17 protein-coding genes and 2 pseudogenes are annotated in these 25626 nt (G+C 38.5%); 18 read left to right on the forward strand and 1 reads right to left on the reverse strand.

Features of this window, described 5'->3' with window-relative positions; all coding sequences use genetic code 11:
* Window positions 1-90 precede the first annotated feature (90 nt).
* Window positions 91-2067, forward strand: a complete 1977-nt coding sequence (locus tag KI343_RS13685) for a methyl-accepting chemotaxis protein (RefSeq protein ID WP_212926986.1) — start codon at window positions 91-93, stop codon at window positions 2065-2067.
* Window positions 2068-2209: 142 nt separating this feature from the next.
* Window positions 2210-4180 carry a methyl-accepting chemotaxis protein gene (locus KI343_RS13690; RefSeq protein ID WP_244856953.1) on the forward strand — a complete coding sequence of 657 codons (1971 nt, stop codon included), beginning with the start codon at window positions 2210-2212 and terminating at the stop codon, window positions 4178-4180.
* 240 nt (window positions 4181-4420) lie between these two features.
* On the opposite strand, the gene KI343_RS13695 is transcribed toward KI343_RS13690, so the two are convergent.
* Window positions 4421-4600: an aspartyl-phosphate phosphatase Spo0E family protein gene (locus tag KI343_RS13695; protein ID WP_212926987.1), complete on the reverse strand. Its 180-nt coding sequence runs from the start codon at window positions 4598-4600 to the stop codon at window positions 4421-4423.
* A gap of 469 nt (window positions 4601-5069) precedes the next feature.
* Between KI343_RS13695 and KI343_RS13700 the strand changes: the two genes are divergently transcribed.
* The 16 genes and pseudogenes from KI343_RS13700 (at window position 5070) to KI343_RS13775 (ending at window position 25598) form a co-directional block, all read left to right on the forward strand.
* A complete protein-coding gene (locus KI343_RS13700; protein ID WP_374705440.1) occupies window positions 5070-5297 on the forward strand; it encodes a flagellin N-terminal helical domain-containing protein in 228 nt (75 codons plus the stop codon).
* Between the two features lie 263 nt (window positions 5298-5560).
* Window positions 5561-6163, forward strand: a pseudogene (locus tag KI343_RS13705) (flagellin); the annotation flags it as partial.
* A gap of 132 nt (window positions 6164-6295) precedes the next feature.
* Entirely contained in the window at window positions 6296-8836 is a 2541-nt protein-coding gene (locus KI343_RS13710) for a YheC/YheD family protein (RefSeq protein ID WP_212926988.1), read from the forward strand.
* Window positions 8837-9939: 1103 nt separating this feature from the next.
* Window positions 9940-10161 (forward strand): annotated as a pseudogene (tnpA, locus tag KI343_RS13715) (IS200/IS605 family transposase); the annotation flags it as partial.
* A gap of 117 nt (window positions 10162-10278) precedes the next feature.
* Window positions 10279-10848 carry a Uma2 family endonuclease gene (locus KI343_RS13720; protein ID WP_212926990.1) on the forward strand — a complete coding sequence of 190 codons (570 nt, stop codon included), beginning with the start codon at window positions 10279-10281 and terminating at the stop codon, window positions 10846-10848.
* Window positions 10849-11041: 193 nt separating this feature from the next.
* Entirely contained in the window at window positions 11042-11332 is a 291-nt protein-coding gene (locus KI343_RS13725) for a DUF6958 family protein (protein ID WP_212926991.1), read from the forward strand.
* Between the two features lie 441 nt (window positions 11333-11773).
* A complete protein-coding gene (locus tag KI343_RS13730; protein ID WP_374705441.1) occupies window positions 11774-13213 on the forward strand; it encodes a helix-turn-helix domain-containing protein in 1440 nt (479 codons plus the stop codon).
* 216 nt (window positions 13214-13429) lie between these two features.
* Window positions 13430-15097 carry a urocanate hydratase gene (hutU, locus tag KI343_RS13735; protein ID WP_212926993.1) on the forward strand — a complete coding sequence of 556 codons (1668 nt, stop codon included), beginning with the start codon at window positions 13430-13432 and terminating at the stop codon, window positions 15095-15097.
* Between the two features lie 127 nt (window positions 15098-15224).
* Window positions 15225-16487, forward strand: a complete 1263-nt coding sequence (hutI, locus tag KI343_RS13740; protein WP_212927015.1) for an imidazolonepropionase — start codon at window positions 15225-15227, stop codon at window positions 16485-16487.
* On the forward strand, window positions 16484-17476 hold the full coding sequence (locus tag KI343_RS13745; RefSeq protein WP_212926994.1) for an agmatinase family protein: 993 nt from the start codon (window positions 16484-16486) through the stop codon (window positions 17474-17476). Before hutI ends, KI343_RS13745 begins: the two co-directional genes overlap by 4 nt.
* A 112-nt stretch (window positions 17477-17588) precedes the next feature.
* Window positions 17589-18860, forward strand: coding sequence for a YjiH family protein (locus tag KI343_RS13750; RefSeq protein WP_374705442.1), 1272 nt, complete (start codon window positions 17589-17591; stop codon window positions 18858-18860).
* Between the two features lie 167 nt (window positions 18861-19027).
* The gene (gene hutP / locus KI343_RS13755) at window positions 19028-19465 is read left to right on the forward strand and encodes a histidine utilization transcription antiterminator HutP (RefSeq protein WP_212926996.1); all 438 of its coding nucleotides are present in this window, start codon (window positions 19028-19030) and stop codon (window positions 19463-19465) included.
* Window positions 19466-19712: 247 nt separating this feature from the next.
* Window positions 19713-21233 (forward strand): histidine ammonia-lyase, encoded by a 1521-nt coding sequence (gene hutH / locus KI343_RS13760; protein WP_212926997.1) that lies wholly within the window; start codon window positions 19713-19715, stop codon window positions 21231-21233.
* 170 nt (window positions 21234-21403) lie between these two features.
* Window positions 21404-22729 (forward strand): Na+/H+ antiporter family protein, encoded by a 1326-nt coding sequence (locus tag KI343_RS13765; RefSeq protein ID WP_212926998.1) that lies wholly within the window; start codon window positions 21404-21406, stop codon window positions 22727-22729.
* Window positions 22730-23050: 321 nt separating this feature from the next.
* Entirely contained in the window at window positions 23051-23269 is a 219-nt protein-coding gene (locus tag KI343_RS13770) for a hypothetical protein (protein ID WP_212926999.1), read from the forward strand.
* Between the two features lie 322 nt (window positions 23270-23591).
* Window positions 23592-25598: a putative bifunctional diguanylate cyclase/phosphodiesterase gene (locus KI343_RS13775; protein WP_212927000.1), complete on the forward strand. Its 2007-nt coding sequence runs from the start codon at window positions 23592-23594 to the stop codon at window positions 25596-25598.
* The last annotated feature ends 28 nt before the right edge of the window (window positions 25599-25626 follow it).

Genomic DNA, 25626 nt, shown 5'->3' on the forward strand with positions numbered 1-25626 from the left:
AAATAAGGAAAAAGGATTCATTTTCTAAAAAATGAGCCGATAAAAGGAGAGATGATAATTTTAAAAAAGGGGCAGTTACGGAGGGGTAGCATGAAAAAGAATAAAAAAGAAACAAACGGTGTGAGAGTAAAGCTGATTGTAGCCTTTACAGCTATATTGGTCATCCCGATGATTGTAGTTGGCTTTTTATCTTACAATAGTTCTGTTCATTCGATGGAAGACCAGCAACAGCATCAGGTAAATGAAATTGTCGCGTTCATGAATCAGACAATTGATGATACATTAGATCTGAAAAGCCGGGATATTGATGTATTTGCTGAAAATACAAGCGGGGATCAGATTGAACAAGATGATGATGAATTAGTCAACGTTGTTCGTAACTATTTACATTTCCATGAAGAAGTGGAGAAAGTTTATTTTGGTTCAGGGGAAGGAACATTGGTCATTCATCCAGAGACCGAACTGCCCGATGGTTTTGATCCGCGAGATCGTTCTTGGTACATAGAAGCCATGGAGAATCCAGGTGAATTAATTATCTCAAATCCTTATGAAACGGAAGCACTAGATGGAGAGATGGTTGTAACACTCTCTAAATCATTAGCGGATGGCTCCGGTGTGGTTGGAATCGATTTATCGGTCGATTTTATTCAAGAGATGGCCGCTTCGATTAAATTTGGAGAAAATGGGTATCCGATTTTGTTGGATAGGGACAGTAACTTTATTTATCATCCGGAGAATCAAGCAGGAGATACGGTGGATGAAGATTTCTATCATCAATTATATCAACAGCCATCTGGGCATTTTAATTATAAATATGACAATACCTCTAAAGTGATGGTATACGATACAAATGAGTTAACAGGATGGAAACTGGCAGGGACCATCGATTATAGCGAAATTCAAGGAAGTGCAGCTTCGGTAGTGAGAACAGTTATTATTGTCACGTTGGCAGCTATTGTTATTGGCGGCATGTGTAACTATTATTTAATACGTTCGATTCTTCGTCCGATTAATAGACTGAAAAGAAGCGCGCAAGTTATTAGTAAGGGAGACTTAACAGGGTCTATTGAAGTTACCAAAAATGATGAGATTGGTCAGTTAGGAAACTCCTTTAACGAGATGCAAAACAGCCTGAGGCAGCTAATTCGTGATGTGGAATTGAATGCAGAGCAAGTTGCATCATCTGCGGGGGAATTAAATGCAAATGCGGAACAAATGACGAGTTCATCTGAACAGGTATCTTTAGCTATTCAAGAAGTATCATCCAGTGCGGAGCATCAATTAAATGGAACGGAGAATAGCGTACAGTCCTTAGAAGAGGTTTCTACAGGAGTTGGAAGAATTGTGGAGAGTTCCACAACCGTTTCTGAATATGTTAACCAGATGAATGAGCAGGCAAATGTTGGTGGACAAGCGGTAAGCGATACATTGAACCAAATGACATCGATTCAATCCTCTGTAGAAGATACGAATCGGGATATTACTTCCTTATTGGAACGTTCTAAAGAAGTAAGCACGATTTTAAGTGCGATTACCAATATTTCCGAACAGACAAATCTACTAGCATTAAATGCAGCAATTGAAGCTGCTCGTGCAGGAGAACACGGGAAAGGATTTGCTGTTGTTGCGGATGAGGTTCGCAAATTAGCGGAGCAGTCGAAAGCATCTGCAGGTGAAATCAGTACCATTGTTCAAGGAATCCAAGAAGATGTACAAAATGCCGTGGAAAAAATGGGACGCGTAACATCTACGGTAAACGATGGATTGGATGTATCTTATGATGCGATTGATAAGTTTGGAGAAATTTTACGAACAAGTGAAAGTATTAAACCGCAGATGGAAGAAGTTACAGCTATTTCGGAACAAATGGCAGCAGCTGTCGAGCAAGTTATCACGACAGCCAATGATTTAGCGTCGATTGCTCGAAACAATGCATCATCTTCTGAGGAGGTAGCAGCTTCCACCGAAGAACAGCTGGCATCAATGGAAGAAATCTCTGCAGCCTCAAAATCTTTGTCCGTTATGGCGGAGGATTTGGCTAAAAAGATTGATGGATATAAATATTAAAGCATAAAGAGAACGTGTGAGAATTTTCATATATAGATATGGAAAAAGGCAAATGTGGTAAGCGAATCGTACTTACCACATTTGCTGTATAAAAGAATAGAAATATGAAAAATTTACCATCGTGGAAAAGGAGTTTTCTATTTTGAAAAAATTATTTCAACCCAAAGGAATCCGATTTAAATTAATACTGTCTTTGTTTCTCTTTTTACTCATACCAGGAATTATCATTGGAATGATTACATATAACAGCTCATTGAATACACTAGAAACCCAGCAAAAAGCGCAGGTGAAAGAAACGATTGGAGTAATGAATCAAACCATTGATAGTGCTCTTGCTCTAAAGGAATATGACCTTCAAGTTTTATCAGGACAGTTTCAATCTAAGCAGATAGAAGAGGAAGCGAATGCGTTAAAAGACGCTTTAAACCAATATGAGGGGCTCCATCAAGAGGTTGTCCAAGTCTATCTAGGTTCAGAGGATGGAAGTCTCGTGACACAGCCATCTTTAGAATTGGATGCCAGCTTTGAGCTGAATGAGCGTCCGTGGTTCAAGGAGGCACTGGCAGCTCCAGGAGAAATTATTATCTCTGATCCATACCCAAGTAAAACTGGAGAAGGACAGGTTGTTACTCTTTCCAGAACATTAGAGGATGGTTCTGGCGTCATTGGAATCGATTTATCAATTGATTTTGTTCAACAGACAGCAGGCAATATAACCATTGGTGAAAATGGGTATGCGATTTTATTAGATAATAGTCAAAACTTTATTTATCATCCGACACAAACTGCAGGGGAAGCTGCAACGGAAGATTTTTACCAAAATTTATATGAAGCAGATGCAGGTACTTTTAATTATAAGTATGATGGTAATTCCAAAATTATGGTGTTTGATACCAATGGTTCAACAGAGTGGAAGTTAGCAGGAACGATTGATTATAGCGAAATTCAAAAGGAAGCAGCATCTACGTGGACAACATTAATGATTGTTATTGTGGCAACACTTTTAGTCGGTAGCGCAATTATCCTATTCTTGATTCGTTCCATCACTCGTCCAATTAAGGAATTAAAAGAAAATGCCAAGGTTATTAGTACAGGGGACTTAACACGTTCTATTGAAGTCAAAACAAAAGATGAAATTGGCGATCTGGGAGCAGCCTTTAATGAAATGCGGCAAAGCTTGAAAAGGCTCATCCGTGATGTCGAGTCCAATGCACAACAAGTTGCAGCGTCTGCAGAGGAATTAAATGCCAATGCGGATCAAATGACAAGTTCATCTGAACAGGTATCTTTAGCTATTCAAGAAGTATCCACAAGTTCAGAGACACAGCTGAATGGAACCGAAGAAAGTGCAAACTCTTTAGAAGAAGTATCCACAGGAGTTGGAAGAATCGTTGATAGCGCGACAAATGTATCGGAGCTTGTGAATAAAATGAGCAGTCAAGCAGAAGTTGGCGGGAAAGCAGTAAGTGACACATTAAACCAGATGACATCCATCCAGTCTTCGGTTGAAAATACGAATGGAAATATTTCTTCTTTAATGGAACGTTCGAAAGAGGTCAACACGATTCTGAAGGCAATTACCGATATTTCGGAGCAAACCAATTTGTTAGCCTTAAATGCAGCGATTGAAGCAGCACGTGCAGGAGAACATGGAAAAGGGTTTGCAGTAGTTGCTGATGAAGTTCGCAAACTTGCCGAGGAATCGAAAACATCCGCAAACGAGATTAGCGCGATTGTTCATGGCATTCAAACCGATGTGCAAGATGCCGTTGAAAAAATGTCTCAAGTAACAACGGATGTAGATAACGGTTTAGAGATTTCTTATGATGCCATCGATAAATTTGGCGAAATCCTCCGTTCAAGCGGAGATATCAAACCACAAATGGAAGAAGTGATGGCCATATCTGAGCAAATGTCAGCAGCTGTACAACAAGTCACCGCAACAGCAAATGACCTGGCTTCCATCGCCCGGAACAATGCTGCATCTTCTGAGGAAGTAGCAGCTTCAACCGAAGAACAATTAGCTTCGATGGAAGAAATCTCTGCTGCCGCAAAATCTCTATCAGCGATGGCGGAGGATTTAACCTCGAAAATTGCAACGTATAAGTATTAGAAAAGAAAAAAGAAGGGTTTCCGCCGTCCGTGGGAAATCCTTCTTTTTCTTATGAAGTCTGCGTTTTATCATCTAGCAAAAACTCAATTCATATTCAGTTATCAACAAACCAACTAAATCGGTTTTGTAGCCTTATCTTTCTATACATATCATTTATAGGTATTTACTATTCCAACGTATAGGGAAACTTGGCAGTTAACACATAATTTGTAGCAATTACCAGGTAGATTCATTTTCAAGCTATCTATTATTACGTTGAATAAGCGTTTTATTTGAGAAGCGATCTAATTGATTTAGCAATTTATCTAGTGACTGTGATAGTTTTAGTAGAGTTGGATCATTTGGATCTCTCTCATATACGGCATACATTTCTTTCAGCTTTGCTTCAATCTGCTTGTTTAGTGTATTAAGTTCTGACATACTCTCACGCCCTCTCCAATTATCAAACAGAAGTTGGTTATGGCATAAAAAGATATCATAAGGCTCTTAGAACGATTCTAACAGGAATGGAGGAGGAAATAAAATTTGTGAGTGGGGGAAGTAGTGGAATGTGTGTTTGAATAAATTGGCGGGGGAAATCCGTCAAATAATGAAGTGATGTGCGTAGTTATTCTGCTAAATATCATTATTGGCTAACAGAGGTAGGCATTTAAATCTCTATCATTGAACGAAGGAAGAAGAAATTAAACATAAAAAGAATCAAAAAAACTTTATAAAAAGCTTAAACAATTTGTCCCCCTTGCCGATATAATAAATAAGTCATCATTAAGGGATGATTTGTTAAGGCCTTAACGCGTAATATTTATTTCGATATTGACCTATTTGGTTAATATAAATGAGATCACATGGATGTGGCTCAAAAAATACAAACACATGGAGGTAAGAAATTATGATTATCAATCACAATATTTCCGCTCTTAATGCACATCGTCAATTGGGAGCAAACCAAAACGGAGTTCAAGGATCTCTTGAAAAGCTTTCTTCAGGACTTCAAATCAACCGTGCTGGAGATGACGCTGCAGGTCTAGCAATCTCTGAAAAAATGCGTGGACAAATTCGTGGATTAGAGCAAGCTTCTACAAACGCACAAGACGGTAAACTAGAAATGCCGCTCTAAGTAGTAATGCTTAGATGAAAACTCCGTGAACTCGGTGGAACCCCAAACCAAACTAGCAGTTGTGGATGGTGGGCAATACCGAGCCAAGCCTAGTGAATTGTAAGCAAGCTGTAGCTAGGAAGGTGTAACGATCAGGTAGTGAGGATACATAACCAATAATCTACCCACGAGCGCGGGGCATCCTACAGGGATGAAGATATGATCTGAACTTTATGGAAACATAAAGAAGTAGTGGATTAAATGCCATTACGATAACAAATTTGATTTCTTTAATTCAAACTGCTGAAGGCGCTTTGAACGAAACGCATGATATTTTACAACGTGTTCGTGAACTAGCTGTTAAGTCTTCTAACGATACAAATACTAATGAAGATCGTGCAGAAATTCAAAAAGAAGTAACAGCGTTATTAGACGAAGTTGACAGAATTGCGAATCAAACTGAATTTAACACACAAAACCTTTTGGGTGGAGAGTTAGAAGTAACGTTCCATATTGGTGCGAATGAAGGACAAAACATTCAATTATCAATTGAAGCTATGGGTGCAGAAGCACTAGGTATAAAGGATATCGATCTTAGCACACAAGAAGGCGCAAATTCAGCCATTACAACTATTCAAAGTGCAATTGAGACTGTTTCTGGACAGCGTTCTGCATTAGGTGCTGTGCAAAACCGTCTTGAGCACACAATCAATAACTTAGGTACATCTGCCGAAAACTTAACAGCAGCAGAATCTCGTATTCGCGACGTTGATATGGCAAAAGAAATGATGGAGTTCACTAAGAACAATATCCTTTCACAAGCGGCTCAGAGCATGCTGGCACAAGCAAACCAGGTTCCTCAAGGTGTACTTCAGTTGCTTCAATAAGAAAAAATTATTAAAAAAGATCCCTGCCGGGGTCTTTTTTTGTTTTATGATTAACTTCATAAAGTAGACTTTTTGTCCGATATTATAAATAGCTATTTTGTATGCTATGTAGATAGTAAAGGAGTTTTCATAATGCGTAAATTAGAAGAAAAACAAATATTTCAACTGAATAATATTATTGATACACTATTAGAAGCTACAGATCATTTTTCTAAATTGATTAAGGAAAAAGAGCTCCATCAAAGTATATTTATATTTAATTCTATTGTAGAAGGAGTAACAACTATTGATAATTTGCTTAATAGAGCGGAAATAAAAATAGACGATATAAAAACAGAAAAAATTAATAAGCCATTATTATTCATTGCTCGGGAAATGGAAAAAAGCAATTTTTCAAAGGTATCTGAAATAACCCGTTTTTCTTTACAGCCACAATTAAGAAAACTGAAAAGGATTTTTCAGGAAAGTAATGGCGACCATTCTAATCAGAAAATAACAATTGGTGTTTATCTTGACCAGAACAATCCAAGAAAAAGCTACCCTGAAGCTAGAATTAAGGCACTTGTAGAAGAGGCGAAAAAACAAGAAGCAAACTTGTTATTTTTTTCTTCGGAAGATGTAAACTTTGAAACAGAACAAATAAAAGGTGATATGTACATAAATAATTCATGGGAAACTGTCTTGAGCTCTTTTCCTAATGTTATTCATAATATTGGTATTACTCCGAGGGTAAGACAAACGTTAACAGAAAGAAAATTAAGACGAAAATTGCCTTTTACGAGTTTCGGTGTCGAAAATAAATTGCATCTACCTAAGAAGATGCTTCAATATTTGAAGTTTGCCGATTTATTGGTCCCTTTTAAAATGGTTACAGATGAATCCATTGTATTGGACTTTGTAAATAAGAATGGAAGAGCCGTATTAAAACCTGTTGTAGGAAGACGAGGGTTAAACATTTATTTTATTATAAAAAATAAAAACCATTTTATTGTTCAAGATGATACAAAGGAACTTAGATTTAATCAATCGGAATTAAAAAACTGGGTATATGAAATTGCTTTGTATAAAGGGCGCCATTACATGATTCAACAATACGTTGAAACTCGTACAAAAAATGGAGAGCCATTTGATATTCGATCCCATGTCCAAAAAAATGCAGAAGGAAAATGGCAAATCACAAAAATATATCCACGTATTGGAAATAAAAAGAGTATACTAAGTAATATTAGCCGTGGGGGTAAAACAGGTGATTTAGAGCCGTTTTTAATCAATGAATTTGGAGAAAAAGGAAAACAGTACAATAAAGATTTGAAACAACTATCATTAGATTTAACACAGCATTTAGATAAAATATATGGATTAGTACTCGATGAACTAGGATTAGATATAACCATTGATAAAACAGGACGTTTCTGGCTGCATGAAGTGAATATGGGACCACAATCTACTTATCATGAGAAAGAACGTGCAGTGAATACTATTGGGTATGCAAAGTATATTGCAGAAAATGGAATTTACTTAACCAATAGCTCGCAACGATTAACTAATAAAGGGCAATTTAATGCTAGGAATACGAAATTACCTTGGATTGAGCTAAGTAAAAAAACAAGTGTTGGCATGCTTGTACCGGAACAAGGGGAAGATGAGTTAGCTATTGCTTGTGCTTATGTAGCAAAATATGAGAATGTTGACTTCTTTTACTTTTCACCGAAGGATATAGATTACGATGAAATGTTTATCAAAGGATATTTTTATGAAGATAAAGAATGGATTCCTAAAGTAGTCGGCTATCCAGACGTCATTTATGATCGTCTCAGATTAAGAGGGGTAAAAGGTCATAATACCGTATATGAAGAATTAGAAGGGATTCCTTTTACCAATGAATTTTACGGGAATTCAATCAGTAAGTTAGAGGTTTATGATAAGTTAACAGAAACTAAATCAGTTGACGATGTGATTATTCCCTATCAAAAAGTTACTAAACCACGAGATGTATTTCGTTTTATTGAAAGATATGGAACAGTTATTGTTAAACCGGAGGTGGGATCTTTTGCTAAAGGAGTACATTTTATTCAAAAGGTTAGAATGAACGAGTACTTTGTAGTAGATGGAGATAAAGAAACCTATCATAGTGAATTTTCTTTATCAGATTATTTAAGAAGCATGATTAAAAAAGGAACTTTTGTTGTTCAACGATATATAGAAACAAGAACGAAAGAAGGAAATCCATTTGATATAAGAGTTCATTTGATGAAGGATGGACATGGAGAGTGGTCTTTTGTTAATTGTTATCCCAGAATTGGTGTTAATTATGCCACCATTTCAAGTACTGGAAATGGCGGATATATTGGTGGATTAGAGGGATTTTTAAATAGGAATTTCAATGATAAAAAAGTAAAAATAAAGCAAAGAATAGAGGAAATATCCCTAAATATTGCTACAAGTTTCGAAATGTTATATAATAATGAATTAAGTGAGTTAGCTCTGGATTTAGCAATAGATAAAAATACTTTTGTTTATTTAATCGAGGTCAATGTTAATAAGCCTGGTATTATTTATTATGAATTTGAGGTAGCTAAACATGCGATTCCATATAGTGTTTATTTAGCTGAGTTTGATAAACTGGAAAGAATGGCTATTATAGAGTCAGATGTATCGACAGATATTGAGTAAGTAATTTAACGATTTTAGCAGGTGTGAGTAAAAATAAATAGAGGCTGGGACAAAACTCCGGTAAATAAAAATGAAGGCGTTGGAGCTTATACTAATAAAGTGTAGACCCCACGCCTTTTTGACATTATTTTAGTAAACAAAAAGGACACCTTTTGATAAAACTAAAGTGACCAAACAATAATTTAGGAGGTGTGCTTATGTTTAAACATTGCACCATTAATCAAGTAGTTTTGCCGCTAGATTTAGAAATTAGATGGAAGAAAACGACACTGCCTTTGCGATCAATGAACTTGTCGATAGTATTCCGGGAGAGGCTTTCGAGATACAGAAAAAGAAGACATAAACATGAATCAACTTAAGAAGTAACTCTCATTCTTAAAACGTTTCGTAGACGGGAGTTGCTTTCTAAGATGTTTCATTGCTGATACGGGTCGGTGATGATTTTTCAGTACTCCTTATACCTTATCAAAAAATAATAAAAATCAAAAACCTTTTTCAACGGCTCTATATCCTTACTAAATCAGCCAATCCACCCAAACAAGTATATTCAATTTAAATAGTGAGAGGGTGCTCTTTTCAGTGTATTTCTGTGAAAGCGAATTATTATGAGTTTTACACAATAAGATTCACAGGTGGCTGCTGATGTCTATAAAAAGATGCTATGCAGCACGGCTTATGATAAAATTTTATATAATGTCTAGCCAATTAAGGCTAATTGTTGCTCATTTAATTCGTTCAAACAAATAATCATATTAAACAATAATGGGGTGTTGGAGATGGGAAATAAAATTCAATTATTAAATCCTGCCCCTTCCAAAAAAGGTGCGGTAATTGATCATTGTAACTCTTAATGTTTGAGTAAGAGCAGTTTTTTCTTTTGCACGTTTTGAATACTTGAGTCCAACATAAGTTTTCATACACTGCCACGAATTAATCTATTATCCTGCAGACTGTTATTACCATTATTTCATTCATTTTTAAAATTCCACTTAATACTAGGATACTTACCTCCCATAGAGCCCCTTCCTTCTTAAACCTTCCAGAATAATTTAATTTACAAATGCGTGGTCTAACTTCACCGTCTTTAGACGGTATCCGCTTCCCTAAGCATCGCCCCGAGTAAAATCATGCAATATCTAAAAGGAAGATCATCAAGGTTATTACAGGATGAATTTCCAGAACTAAAAAGATATTGGGGACAGCATTTATGGGAAAGAGGTTACTTCTGCTCCACAGTTGGAACAGTAACGGAAGAGATAATAAGAAATTATATAGCTAATCAATTCAATGAAAACAAAGAGGATATATTCAAAATTGAAAAATGAGTTCAGTCCTATTTTGAATACACTTCAGCTTAAGGACTTTGAGCAGGACCAATGAAATATTTGATCAAATGTAAGTATCTGGAATAATTTACTAAAAGGTTAAAGGTGGCTAAACTTATGAGCATTCCACCATATGATAAGAAACTTTCCTATTCAGATTATTTAGGTTGGTCTAATGATGAACCAATAGAAATTATCGATGGAATTCCATATAGCATGTCTCTTGCACCATCAACGAAACATCAACAAGTATCAATGAACTTATCTTATCAGCTGATGGACTTTTTTAAAGCAAAAGAATGCCAGGTATTTGCAGCGCCATTCGATGTTCGGCTTTTCTCTGAAGGGAAAGATGCCAATGACGTTTTTAATGTTGTCCAGCCAGATCTTTCTGTGATTTGTGATAAAAATAAACTAGATGATAAAGGCTGTGCCGGTTTACCTGACTTGATCGTCGAAATTCTATCACCTTCTAGTGCAAAAATGGATAAAATGATGAAACGTAATTTATATGAGAAGGCGCTTGTAAAGGAATATTGGATAGTCGATCCGCAAAATGAACTTATTGAAGTTTATTCTTTAGATAATCATGACCTATATAGAAAGCCACTTTTCTATTCAGGGGAAGATACGCTGGAATCAATTTGTTTTAAGGGATTAAAGCTGGGTGTGGATAAGATATTTTAAATGAATATATAAAAAACTGGAGATGGGATAGCATTTTGTTAAGAAAAATTTTACATTTATACTGTGAAGTGAATGTGTGCAAAAAATACACGGGTAGATTGGCTAAAGAAGCAGCTCTCATCCTTGCAGTGATTGCAGAGGCAGGGGCTGCTTTTAATAAATAATCGTATTAAACAATAACGGGGTGTTAGAGATGGAGAATAAAATTCAACTATTAAATCCTGACCCTTCCAAAAAAGGTGCAGTAATAGATCATTATAAGTATGAAATAGTAAAAGAAACCATATTAAACATTATCGACGAAAGGGGTACAATTGCTTTTAAGGAATTAATGGGTGAAGTGGCACATCAACTATCCACTAGTTTTGATGGTTCTCCATCCTGGTACTGTACTGCGGTTAAGTTGGATTTAGAGGCAAGGGGTATAATCAAACGTATGGAAGGTTCAAAACCACAAAAGCTTCAAATGGCTGAGGAAAAATGATGTTCAACTGATTTGGTTCATAAACCGAATCCTATTTTCATATTTGCTGTCGGGAGTAATCATGAACCTAGTACGCTCTCTTTAGAGATTTGGATTGCTCATCAATCAGAACAACTATAAAACAGTTATAACAATTGTTTCTTTAATACTCTTAGCAGTTTTTTCTTGTGCACATTTTTAATACCTGAGCCCAACAGAAGTGCTTATGTACTGCCATGAATTAATTTTTTATCTTGCAGAAGGTTATTTCATTCATTTACAAAATTCCACGTAATACTAGGATACTTACCTCAGAGCCCCCTTCTTCAACCTTCCAGAATAATTTAATCTATTCTCCAAAGAATCAAAAATCATATCAAACAATAGACGCTTATAATACAATAAGAATATATAAACAGACAAGTCTATCTAAGGGAGGTCTTTATCATCTATAAACTATTCATAGCTGATCGCGATCGAGAGGAACTTGAGGGCATTCGTTGGTTACTGTCCAAATATTCATTTCCAATAACGGATATTAGCTTGGCTGATCAAGTAACTGAAGTTCTAACAACCCTTGAAAATGAACTTCCTGATATTTTGTGTATGGAATTAGACATGGTACCCGCGGAGAAGTGGGAGATGGTTAAATCATTTATTCACCGTTATGCGGGGCAGGTTATCGCAATTACTGCAGAGGCTACATTTGAGCGGGCAATGCAGGCGATGTCTATGAAGGCTGTGGATTTGTGGGTGAAGCCGATTTCTCCTTCGCGTGTGAAGCATTCCTTACAACAGGCTATTGGAAATCTATCAGCGGTTAGTGAGCGAGGTGCTGACACAGAATCCGGACATGATATTCGATATGAGGCTTTATTTAGGCATGATGATGCTCCTTTTTCTTACCCGGTATATTTAGTGGAGGCTGAACAGCGGGAAACTCTGGACGATTTACGGGCTTTTATCGATCAATTTGATTTTGATTATAAGCCATTGGTATTTCCAACTCCTGATTGCTTTGTTCTCGTGTTTCAACATGATTTCCCCTCCCCTTTAAAACAAGCACAGCGGTTTTTAAGAGAATGGGGGCATGCGGAAGGAAATTCTATTGCGATGGTTGTACATACAGGGAGTGCCGATTCGCTTCATCAAATTTATATGAAATTGCTTCGGATGATGGAAACAACTTTTTTTACAGGTTACAAGCAAGTGTTGAATGCAGAAGATATACAGGATTGGATAGATATCGATCCTTTCTTGACAGTGGAAGAGCAAAGAAATTGGGTCTATATGCTAGATGAAGGGCAAGGGGACAAGCTGAAAACGTGGTTGTATGAGGAATTTTTTGATCTGCAATCGCCATATCCTGAGCCGGGCCTGCTCCGTACGCGCTTAACAAGTATTCTTGCGCAGATACGCCGGTTTATGTTTCGAAAAGGGCTGAAAAATAAAGATAGTGAAGCTTATTATAAACGAATATTTGAAAGTATATTATATAGTCCTGTTCTTTACCGGATCGTTCAAGAACTTATTTTGTTTATTCGTTATTTATTTCAATTGGTTAAAGAGCAAAACATATATGCGAAGGCAGATGTCATTGAAGCGGCAATTAATTATATGGAAAATCACTATAACGATACAAATCTATCGCTGACAGAAGTAGCTGCACATGTTGGCCGCAGCCCGTCGCACCTGAGTCATATTCTAGCCAAAAGGTATCATCAATCATTTCGGGATATGTTGACTTATATTCGATTGCAAAAAGCGAAAGAATTGCTTGGGTCAACAGATGAGCCCATTCAAAATATTGCCGTCGCTGTTGGTTTTCGCAATCCGAATTATTTCAGCCGGGTGTTTAAATCGCATACGGGAGTGACTCCACGCGGATGGAGGGGGCAATAAATGCTAGGACTATTCATAGATAGGAAGAAAAACGGGAATAACCGTTTATTTTTATCATAATCAAATATTATTACTATAAAATGTAAGCGTTTTACATGTTGCGTTATCCTAATCTGTCATTTTTATCACTTTTCGAAAGCGGGTTATCTATATTCCGCGGGCCCTTGTTGATAAAATAAGAATTATCAGAAGAGATAAACAGGGAGTGAATAAAGGATGTCAGAGACGAAATCGAGAGCAGTCAAACAATATAGAGGTACGGAATTAAACACGAAGGGCTGGATTCAAGAAGCGGCATTACGCATGTTAAATAATAACCTTCATCCTGATGTAGCAGAAAATCCAGATGATTTAGTGGTTTATGGCGGCATTGGTAGGGCAGCAAGAAACTGGGATTGTTATGATGCGATTGTGGAAGCCTTAAAAGCATTGGAAGAGGACGAGACGTTATTAATTCAATCTGGTAAACCAGTAGCTGTCTTTCCATCTCATAAAGATGCACCAAAGGTTTTGATTGCGAATTCCAATTTTGTACCGGCTTGGGCCAATTGGGATCATTTTCAGGAGCTGGACCGAAAAGGGTTAATGATGTATGGACAAATGACGGCGGGGAGCTGGATTTATATTGGGAGTCAGGGGATTCTGCAAGGCACTTATGAAACGTTTGCCGAATGTGCAAAACAGCATTTCGGCGGTGATTTAGCTGGTACGATTTCCGTAACTGCTGGACTTGGGGGGATGGGTGGTGCGCAACCGCTCGCTGTAACGTTGAATGGCGGTGTTTGCATTGCGATGGAAGTGGACCTGCATCGAATTAATCGACGAATCGAAACGAACTATTTAGATACGTATACAGATAACGTTGATGAAGCTATTTGTCTTGCTTACGAAGCGCGTGATAAGAAAGAAGCACTATCTATTGGTCTATTAGGAAATGCAGCAGAAATGTTACCAAAAATGATTGAAAAAGGATTTATCCCAGATGTGTTAACCGATCAAACATCGGCACATGACCCGCTGAATGGGTATGTTCCTGAAGGGTTTACGCTTGAAAAAGCTGCGGATTTACGGGAAAAGGATGGCGAAGAATATACCATTCTATCCAAAGCAAGTATTGCTAAACATGTAGAAGCCATGCTGGAGATGCAAAAGCAGGGTGCTGTTACATTTGATTATGGAAATAACATCCGTCAGGTAGCAAAAGACGAAGGAGTAGAAAATGCCTTTAACTTCCCTGGTTTCGTTCCAGCCTATATCCGCCCGCAATTTTGTGAAGGGAAGGGACCATTCCGTTGGGTAGCGTTATCCGGAGACCCGGAAGATATCTATAAAACAGATGAAGTTATTTTACGTGAGTTTAGCGATAATACGCATTTATGTAATTGGATTCGCATGGCACGCGACAAAGTGAGTTTCCAAGGGCTGCCGTCACGGATTTGCTGGCTTGGCTACGGAGAGCGTGCGAGATTCGGGAAAATCATTAATGATATGGTGGCCAGCGGAGAATTAAGTGCTCCCATTGTTATTGGCCGTGACCATCTTGATTCCGGTTCAGTCGCTTCTCCTAACCGGGAAACAGAATCCATGAAAGACGGCAGTGATGCAGTTGCCGACTGGCCGATATTAAATGCGTTAATTAATAGTGTCGGTGGAGCAAGCTGGGTCAGTGTTCACCATGGAGGCGGTGTCGGAATGGGGTATTCCCTTCATGCCGGTATGGTCATTGTCGCGGACGGTACGAAGGATGCTGAAAAACGTCTAGAACGTGTATTGACGACAGACCCTGGCATGGGAATTGCTCGCCATGCGGATGCAGGTTATGAGCTGGCGCAGGAAACAGCAAGTAAAAAGAATGTGAATATTCCAATGTTAGAAAACAAATAAAGCTTGATCAATCGCCCATCCCCCAGGAAAGGGAGTTCTTTTCCGGGGGACCGGCGTTTTATAGTCGAGTGATTCAAACAGCAGACGAAATTTTTGATACTGGGAGGCAGAAACATTGACACAAAGGATGTATATTTCAAATGCGAATCAAGTAATTACCATGGCTGGACACTCTGATAAGCCCGCTACCAAAGAGCGAATGTCGGAAATAACGGTCATTGAAAACGGAAGTATTTGGATTGAAGACGGGAAGATTGTGGATATAGGTACGGATGCGGAAATTCGGGAAAAGTATAAAGTACAGCTCAATGCAGCGACCCAAGTTGACGCGACTGGAAAAATTGTAACCCCTGGACTGGTTGATCCGCATACGCACCTTGTCCATGCTGGTACGCGTGAGAATGAATATGCCATGCGCCTTCAAGGAAAAACATATATGGAAATTATGGAGGCAGGCGGAGGAATTCATGCCACCACGCGTGCCACACAAGAAGCAAGTCACGAAGCGTTATATGAAGAATCTAAAAAACGTTTAGATAAGTTTTTATTACATGGTGTGACAACTGTGGAAGCGAAAAGTGGCTATGGATTAACGTTAGAGCATGAATTAAAGCAGCTGGAAGTGGCAGAACAACTGCAAAAAAATCATGCCGTAGACATCGTTTCTACTTTTATGGGTGCACATGCTGTACCAATGGACGAAAAAGAGAATCCTGAAAATTTTGTAACACGTGTGATTGAAGAAATGATTCCAGAGGTGGCAAAACGAAACTTAGCTACATTTAATGATGTATTTTGTGAGCGCGGCGTTTTCACACCGGAACAATCAAAGAGAATACTTGAAGCTGGTAAAGAACATGGGCTTATTCCAAAGATTCATGCGGATGAGATTGAACCGTATGCTGGTGCGGAATTAGCAGCGGAGGTTGGGGCTATTTCAGCCGACCATTTGCTGAAAGCATCCGATGCAGGAATAAAAGCGATGGCGGAGAAGGGAGTTGTGGGTGTTTTATTGCCTGGTACCGCATTCTTCTTAATGGCAGAATTTGCTCGGGGCAGGAAAATGATTGATGCAGGGGTCGCTGTCGCCTTATCAACGGATCAAAATCCAGGATCGTCTCCTACGATTTCCTTGCCGTTTATAATGAATTTAGGTTGCCTGAAGATGGAAATGACACCGGAAGAAGTTTTAACGGCAACAACCATCAATGCAGCCCATGCAATCGGATGTGCGGATAAAATAGGTAGTTTAGAAGCGGGGAAGAAGGCAGATATAACCATTTTTGATGTGCCAAATTATTTAACGTTATCTTATCAATATGGCATGAATCATGTCGATACGGTTATAAAATCTGGAAAACAGCTTGTAGCGGGGGGACAGCTGCAATGAGTAACTATCCATACCCGATGTTAAATAGACCAAGTATGATATGGACAAAACAAACCGATCAAGCGCATGATATAAAAGTGCATGAATGGATTGAAACGGTTGGAGATACAAAGGTGAACTGGTCGGATTATGATGTAACAATCCTTGGTGTTCCCCTTTCCAAATCTTCCATCAGCACATCAGCAGCCAGTGATAACCCTGATGCGATGCGGCAAGCGTGGAAGTCGTTTGGAACGTATAATTTGGATGAAGATTTGGATTTGGCATCGTTAAAGGTAATTGATTTAGGGGATGTGAAACAACATGTCACCGATATCGAATATACACACCGGCAAATAAGAGGGGCGATGGCTGCCATGCGCAGTCATCACCCGCATACATTACCGATTACTGTTGGCGGGGACCATTCCATCACTGCCATGCTGGTAAAGGGTTGGAAAGATGCGCACCCGGACGAGACGATTGGTATTTTACAAATCGATTCCCATTTTGATTTGCGCGATTTGGAGACATTTGGTCCTGCCAATGGCACCCCCATACGAAATATCATTGAGAGCGGTACGGTGAAAGGAGACCATGTACAAACCATTGGTCTGCATGGCTTCTTCAACGCAAAGGAATTAAAAGACTATGCAGATCAAGAAGGCGTACATTATACGACCATGAAACAAGCGCGTAAAAAGGGGATAGAACAAGTTATAGAAGGCGCATTAGAAGAGTTGAATCAGCAAGTAGACACCATTTATTTAACCGTGGATATGGATGTATTAGATATCGTCCACGGTCCTGGGACACCAGCTGCAGCGCCAGGCGGCATGTATACAGAAGAATTATTTGATGCTGTGCAGATTGCTGGAGAACATCCGAAAGTAAAAGCGATGGATATCGTTTGTCTAGACCCGAGAAAAGATGTGGGGCAAATAACGGTGAAAAATGCCGTCCATACGATGCTGTCCTTTTTAACGGGATATTGTAAAAGGGGAAGATGATGGGATAGTCATCTTGAAGCAGTGTCTAAAAATAATAAAAGAGGTGAATAAAGTGAACCATGCTCCACAAGATGTAACGGTTAAGGAGGCTGAACCATCTCGCAGTAATAACTTGCTGAAGTTTTTTGTGTTTAGTTTGATTGGGATTTTCACTTTTTTTATTCCGGTTACAATAAATGGTGTGTCGTCTATTCCGCTTGATCATATTGTAACCTATGTACGGACTACTTTTTCCGCTGCTATTCCCTATTATGCTCTTATTATTATTGTTTTCGGTGCGGTCTATCCATTTATAAGTCGGACTTGGAATAAAGATATGGTGAACATCATTTTATCTTTATTTAAGATTCTAGGTGCAGTGGCTACAACGATGTTAATTTTTGATTTTGGACCTAATTGGTTATTTGATCCAAATATCGGGCCGTATCTTTTTGAAAAGTTAGTTATTCCGGTTGGAGTGCTGGTGCCGATTGGAGCGGTATTTCTTGCTTTGCTTGTAAGTTACGGATTATTAGAGTTTATTGGGGTTCTCCTTCAGCCTGTTATGCGTCCGATTTGGAAAATACCAGGAAGATCTGCTATTGATGCAGTGGCTTCGTTTGTTGGAAGCTATTCTATTGGCCTATTAATTACAAATCGGGTTTTTAAAGAAGGGAAGTACACGATAAAAGAAGCTACTATTATTGCAACTGGTTTTTCAACTGTTTCTGTTACCTTTATGGTGGTAATAGCGAATACCCTTGATTTAATGGAAGTGTGGAATACGTATTTTTGGGTTACATTATTCGTTACGTTCACTGTGACCGCAATAACGGTAAGGATATGGCCTCTGAACAAAATGAGTCATGCATATTATGTTGAAGAAGGACAGCCAGAAGAAATTATTAAAAAGAACCGAATAAAAGTTGCATGGTCACTAGCGATGGAAGTAGCTGATAAATCACCGGCAATATTAAAAAATATAGGGGTTAATTTTAAGGACGGATTAATCATGACGATGGCAATTTTACCGTCAATTATGTCGGTCGGTCTGCTAGGGCTAGTTCTAGCGGAGTATACCCCTGTATTTGATATCGTAGGTTATATCTTTTACCCATTTACATGGATGATGCAAGTTCCAGAACCATTACTAGCTGCAAAGGCTGCAGCTTCTGAAATTGCCGAAATGTTTTTACCGTCATTGCTTATTACGGATGCGCCATTAATTTCGAAATTTGTAATTGCCGTCTTGTCTGTATCAGCGATTCTTTTCTTTTCAGCTTTGATTCCATGTATCTTATCTACTGAAATACCTATTAGTATTCCAAAACTAATTGTCATTTGGATGGAGCGTACCATATTAACGATTATTATCGTAACACCAATTGCATATCTATTATTGTAGAATAGTTGAAGGTTAAATGGAAATTTAGAATAGGATGCCAGAAAACATTAATGAAGTCTGGTCGTTAAAATTGAAAAAAGTAATTGACTATTACCACTATTCAGATTATAATTGTAGGTAGTTAGTAGTGGCTAGGGTTATTTTTGAAATAAAAAGGGAGCGCTTACATGTCGCAGAAAATTAGAATTGGAAAAATTGCAACGTTACTTGCTATGTTAGATGAAAGTGAATACAGCTCCTTTGAATCTTTATTTAATGAAGTAGATACATGTCTTGGAAAAGTAGGTTCCATGAACATGCAAAAGGTTATATCCGCAGTGGAAACGGCAGTTAAACGAAGCGAATTAATTGAAGAGGGCATATATCGAGAAACACATGCATTATATCACACGATTGTGGAGGCGCTTGAGGGGGTAACGAGAGGGCAGTTGGCAATTGGAGAGACAATGCGGACAGTAGGCCTTCGTTTTGCCGTTGTGCGCGGTAAACCATATACAGAAGAAAAGGAAGGAGAGTGGATTGCTGTCGCTTTTTACGGGACAATTGGAGCGCCTATAAAAGGACTGGAGCATGAAGCGATTGGTCTTGGTATTAACCACATTTAATAATTAAATATAAAACGAAACTTCATTCAGTGGGGGTTTTTGGCTTTCTCCCTCTGAATGATTAGTTGAGTGATTCAGGGAGTTAAGGCCTAAATAAATATATTTTCACTCTTTTTGAGGGGAGTTTTACGGGCACTTCTCCGTGATAAATTCATGACCTATAGTAACGAGTTGTTAGGAGGTGATGATGGCTTACTTAAGTATGCCGTTATCGCCTCCTTTTTATTTATAAAAGGAGGAATCGTCCATGATTGAGTTAACTGGTCATTCTTTAACAATGGATCAATTAAAGAGAATTCTTGTGGATAATGAAAAAATTATGATTTCAGGAGAAAGTATGCAAAAGGTTCATGACAGCAGATGTGCGGTCGATCAAATTGTAGCAGATAAAGAAACAGTATATGGGATTAATACAGGTTTCGGGAAATTTAGTGACGTTATCATTGATCAAGCGAATGTAGAAAACTTGCAGTTGAATTTAATCCGTTCTCATGCCTGTGGTATTGGAGAGCCTTTTCCAGAGATTGTTTCACGTGCGATGATGGTTCTGCGCTTAAACGCTTTACTGAAAGGATTTTCAGGTGTACGCGTCGTTTTAGTTGAATTATTGGCAGAGCTGATCAATAAAAGGGTCCATCCAGTTATCCCGCAACAAGGTTCCTTGGGTGCGTCTGGAGACTTGGCGCCGCTGGCTCATCTGGCACTTGTGTTAATTGGAGAGGGAAAAGTTTTTGATGAGTCAGGGAATGCGGTTGATTCCGCTCTTGTTTTGGCGGCTAAAGATATTCATCCAATTGTCCTGCAAGCGAAGGAAGGGCTTGCCCTTATAAATGGGACCCAGGCTATGGTTGCACAAGGAGTAGTGAATTATATGGAGGCAGAACAGCTCGCCTTTGATAGTGAATGGATAGCTGCCATGACGATGGAAGGTTTGGAAGGAATCATCGATGCTTTTCATCCAGCAGTACATGAAGCAAGGGGCTATCCGCAACAGATGGATGTTGCAGAAAGAATGCGTGAATGGTTGGAGGGTAGCAGGCTGGTTACACAACAAGGTGAAAAGCGGGTACAAGATGCTTATTCCTTACGTTGTATTCCACAGGTACATGGTGCATCCTGGCAAGCACTTGATTATGTGAAAGAAAAACTGGAGATAGAAATGAATGCAGCAACAGATAATCCACTTATTTTTGATGGCGGTAATTTAGTTATCTCTGGTGGGAACTTTCATGGCCAGCCAATTGCATTTGCTATGGACTTTATGAAAATTGCCGTCGCAGAACTAGCGAATATCTCAGAACGCCGTATTGAACGCTTAGTGAATCCGCAATTAAATGAATTGCCAGCCTTTTTAAGCCCTGAGCCTGGTTTACAATCTGGTGCCATGATTATGCAATATGCAGCAGCATCCCTTGTTTCAGAAAATAAAACATTAGCACATCCAGCCAGTGTGGATTCCATCCCTTCTTCTGCAAACCAAGAGGACCATGTAAGTATGGGTACAACTGCATCACGGCATGCAAGTATGATTATTCAAAATGCAAGGCGCGTGTTGGCAATTGAATGTATTTGTGCTTTGCAGGCTGCGGAATATCAAGGAGTGGATAAAATATCCCCAAAATTAAGAGAAAAATGGATGGAAATGCGAAATGTCGTTCCGAGTATCACGAAAGACAGAATCTTTTCAGAGGATATTGAGAAGGTGAATCAAGCGTTAAATCCATTAAATAGTGCAGGTAGCTTTGCGAAAGCGTTTTATGTTTCCTAGAGGGAAGGGGGACAGCACTCAACGTTTAGCTAAGAATAAGAGCGTTGTCCCTCAGGTTAGTATAAAAAATGTTAGCGTTATCATTAGGTTTATCAATATTCATTCGTACGAGGCATAAACAAGAGGATAGCCCAATAAAATAGTGGGAAACAAAGGGGGGAGGTTGGGAGATGCTTACAAATGCAGTTTTAATTAGTGTAATTGTTATGGTCGTTGTAAGTTTATTGCGTGTTAATGTCTTGTTCGCAATTATTCTTGCTGCATTAACAGCCGGTTTAGTGTCTGGGATGGGACTGGTGGAAGCGGTGGAAGTGATGATATCCGGGATGGGTGGGCAGGCGAATACAGCGTTAAGTTATATCTTGCTCGGTATATTTGCAGTGATGATTGGTTTGTCAGGGATTACAACGACACTCGTCAATAAGATGCTGTCCATTTTTAAAGGTAAAAAAAGAGCACTCGTGTTGTCGATTGCAGGCATTGCTTGTTTATCACAAAATGCGATACCTGTACACATTGCGTTTATACCAATTTTAATTCCACCATTATTAAGTCTATTTCATAAGCTTAAATTAGACAGGAGAGCAGTGGCAACTGCATTGACTTTCGGACTTAAAGCACCATATATGACAATTCCGATAGGTTTCGGCTTAATCTTCCAAGGAATCATTCGTGATGAAATGATTGCCAATAATATGCCGATCAGTTTAAATCAAGTGACAATATCGATGCTGATACCAGGCCTGGGAATGATTACTGGTTTGCTTATTGCTATTTTTATCACTTATCGTAAAGACCGTGTTTCCCAGGGCAGGGGATCGGATGAGGCTGATAAGGAAGTTGCTGCCACACAAGATGAAAAGAGAGAAGAAGTAAGATGGGGGTTCTACCAGTGGATGACAATCGTAGGAATTATCGCAGCGTTGACGACGCAACTTATTACGGAATCGCTTGTACTTGGAGCGCTAGCTGGGATTATTGTACTCTTTGCTACTAGAGTGGTGAAAATAAATAAGAGTGAAAAGGTTGTCCAAGATGGGGTTGGAATGATGGGGATGATTGCTTTTGTGATGCTTGTTGCTTCTGGTTATGCCTCTGTGTTAAAGGAAACAGGAGATATTGAACAGCTTGTTGAACAGACAACGTCCATTATTGGCACATCGCCATTCGTTGTTGCTGTTAGTATGTTGCTTGTCGGATTATTTGTCACGATGGGTATTGGAACTTCGTTTGGTACTATACCCGTTTTAGCAGCGCTATATGTGCCAATTTGTGTTGCTGCCGGCTTGTCTCCACTTGCAACTGCGGCGCTTATTGGAACAGCAGGAGCATTAGGTGATGCAGGTTCTCCTGCTTCTGATAGCACCCTTGGACCTACAGCCGGGTTAAATGCAGATGGGAAGCATGATCATATATGGGAAACTTGTGTACCTTCATTTTTACATTATAATATTCCGTTATTTATTTTTGGAGTTATTGCAGCAATGGTTTTGTAAAATGGGATTTCGCCTAAGCGGTTTTTGTGCTTCTTCCTTAGACTGACTGCGGGTTGTAATTGAAGGGCATGCCCTAAAGACTCTTGAATATAGGGGAGTTCACTAACCAGAACTCCCAGCCTTGGCTTTTTTAGACAAATGTTTCCCATGTTTCGTGATAAAAATAATGACAGAAATAAATTGAAACTTTTTTAAACTGCTTTTCGTATTCCATATCATATTAGAAAACGTGGCATACGCCAAACCTTTAGGGTATGTTTTTGTGGCACGTATGCAGAGAAAGTAGTTATATTTTTATCTTCTAAAAAAGGAGGCTATAAAATGCGTACTTCAACCAATCAAGCAGATTTGGTAACCGTTGTATTTGTGTTCCCAAAAAAAGAACAAACAGAAGAAATCCTACTTACATCAGCTGAATTAACGGCGTTGCTGCACGCTAAACAAGTATGGATTGAAAAATTTAGCGCCAACCTAAAAATAGAGAACACCGTGTGGTCAAATGCAAATAACAAGATTTCCTTACAGGTTTATTTGAAATAATTTTCCTCCTTTTTAGAGGGTGGAACAAAAAAGAAAGTGTATCGTCTAGAAGCCAACAATATGCTAATAGAGCGTAGGAAATATACTTAGACTCCTGTAGGTGCCTCTTTTTTAGAATACAGGGCCATTTCCGTCCGCTCTAGAGTTCTTTTCCCTCACTCCACGCTTCCCTAAATTTCGTCAAAAAACCCAATTAAAATATTTAAAAATTAATTTAGCAGAAAATGTTTTATTTAGTCGAAATAATGATGTTGCTAACAATTTATACATGATATATTGATAGAAGGAAACTTCTGTGAGAGTGATGCAGGGAGGGATAGCGTTGAATCAAGTAGAGTTTAAAATAAAAAATGAAAAGATCTATTTTAAAGAACAGTTATCTGATGATGTATTAAATGAGCCGATAGCTAGCATTTCAGGAAAAAATTATGAATATGCGCTCTCCTCTTATGTTAGTCCTTACGTTGCCAAGAAATTTTCACAGCTTGTTACAGGTAAACAAGAACAACTTCACTTCCATACAACGTTTGAAACAAAAGAAGGAGAAACTTTGGTCTTCAGGATCTCCGGCCAACGGTTTGAGTCTGAAGATGGTGCAGAAATTTCTGGAGAGATTTCGGATATGAAACAATCGGATGAACAATTAACATTGGCACTAAAGGAATTATCAGATATGAAGTATGCTTTAGATCAATCTGTGATATTAGCAATTACCAATCGGCAAGGAAAAATTACACATGCAAACGACCATTTCTGTGATGTATCCGGTTACTCGAGAGACGAGCTAATTGGAAACACCCACCAACTTATCAACTCTGGTTATCACTCTAGAGCATTCTTTAAAAATATGTGGAGAACCATTGGACAGGGGAATGTTTGGAAAGGTGAAATCAGAAACCGTGCGAAAGATGGTTCGCTTTATTGGGTGGACACAACCATTGTTCCAATGATAAATGAAAAAGGGGAGCCAACGCAATATATCGCAATCCGTTTTGATATAACAGATAAAAAAGAGAATGAAGAGAAGATTCGTCATATGGCGTACTTTGATTATGTAACCGGACTGGCCAATCGTCGGAAATTTGATGAATATTTAAAAAGAAGAACAGAAATTGCTGGAAAGAATAAAGAGAAATTTGGCATCATGTTTATTGATTTGGATGGCTTTAACTATTTGAATGATACATTGGGATATTTAATAGGGGATCAATTGCTTATAGAAGCTGCTCGTCGTTTTAAAAAGATCGTTGGTGATAGAGGGATGATTGCGCGGATTGGTGAAGATGAATTTGTGATTGTGATTGATTCGATTACGGATGCGGAAGAAATGCAAGTCTTTGCAGCGTCCATGATGGCTGATTTTAAAGATCCCTTTTTTGTTGGAGGATACGAATTAAATCTAACAGGAAGTATTGGGATAGCAACTTATCCAGAGGCTGGACGAGACGCCGCAACGATTACGAAACATGCAGCTTTAGCAATGTATCGTGTGAAAGGTTCAAGTAAGAATGATTATAGATTTTTTGATAGTGATATGAAATTTTCTAACCATCGATCATTTCAAATAAAAAATGATTTAAGAAAAGGGTTAGATCAAGACCAATTTTATATCGTGTATCAGCCTAAAGTTTCTCCGAAAGATGATAGTGTAACCAGTGTTGAAGCATTAATTCGATGGAAGCATCAAGAATTTGGTGAACTATCCCCTTTTGAATTTATTCCCTTAGCGGAGGAAATAGGAATGATTAACGAAATCGGTGATTGGGTTATCCAAGCTGTCTGTAAACAGCTGCAAAGTTGGGCATTGGAAGGGTATCATCCTATTCCTGTCTCGGTGAATGTATCAGCTCGTCAGTTTTTGCAAGCAAACTTTGTAGAAACATTCTTTTCTCATCTTGATACGTATCAAATTGATCCATCATGGATTCAAATGGAGATTACGGAGAGTCTTTTTATTGATAATGTAAAATATGTGCAACAAATTTTAGAAAAGATCAAAGCGAAGGGTATCAAAATAGCACTGGATGATTTTGGGACGGGTTATTCTTCTTTAGCTTATTTACGCAAACTTGATTTGGATATATTGAAAATTGATCGCTCGCTAATCAGCGGAATTAACGATACCTCAAACCAAAAAGAAATCGCAATAACGATTATACGGCTAGGAAAGAGTCTTGGTATGGAGGTGGTTGCAGAGGGAGTGGAGACGGAAGAAGAGTTAGATATCTTAAGGAATCACGGTATTGATGAGATTCAAGGCTATTATTATAGCAAACCCCTTGGTGTGAGTGATATGCATCCTATACTAAAAACCAAGAGGCTTGACTAAATATAAATATGTTTGTTTTTCATGATGT

Origin of the sequence: Oceanobacillus sp. J11TS1, assembly GCF_018333215.1 — a bacterium.
Lineage (GTDB): Bacteria > Bacillota > Bacilli > Bacillales > Amphibacillaceae > Oceanobacillus.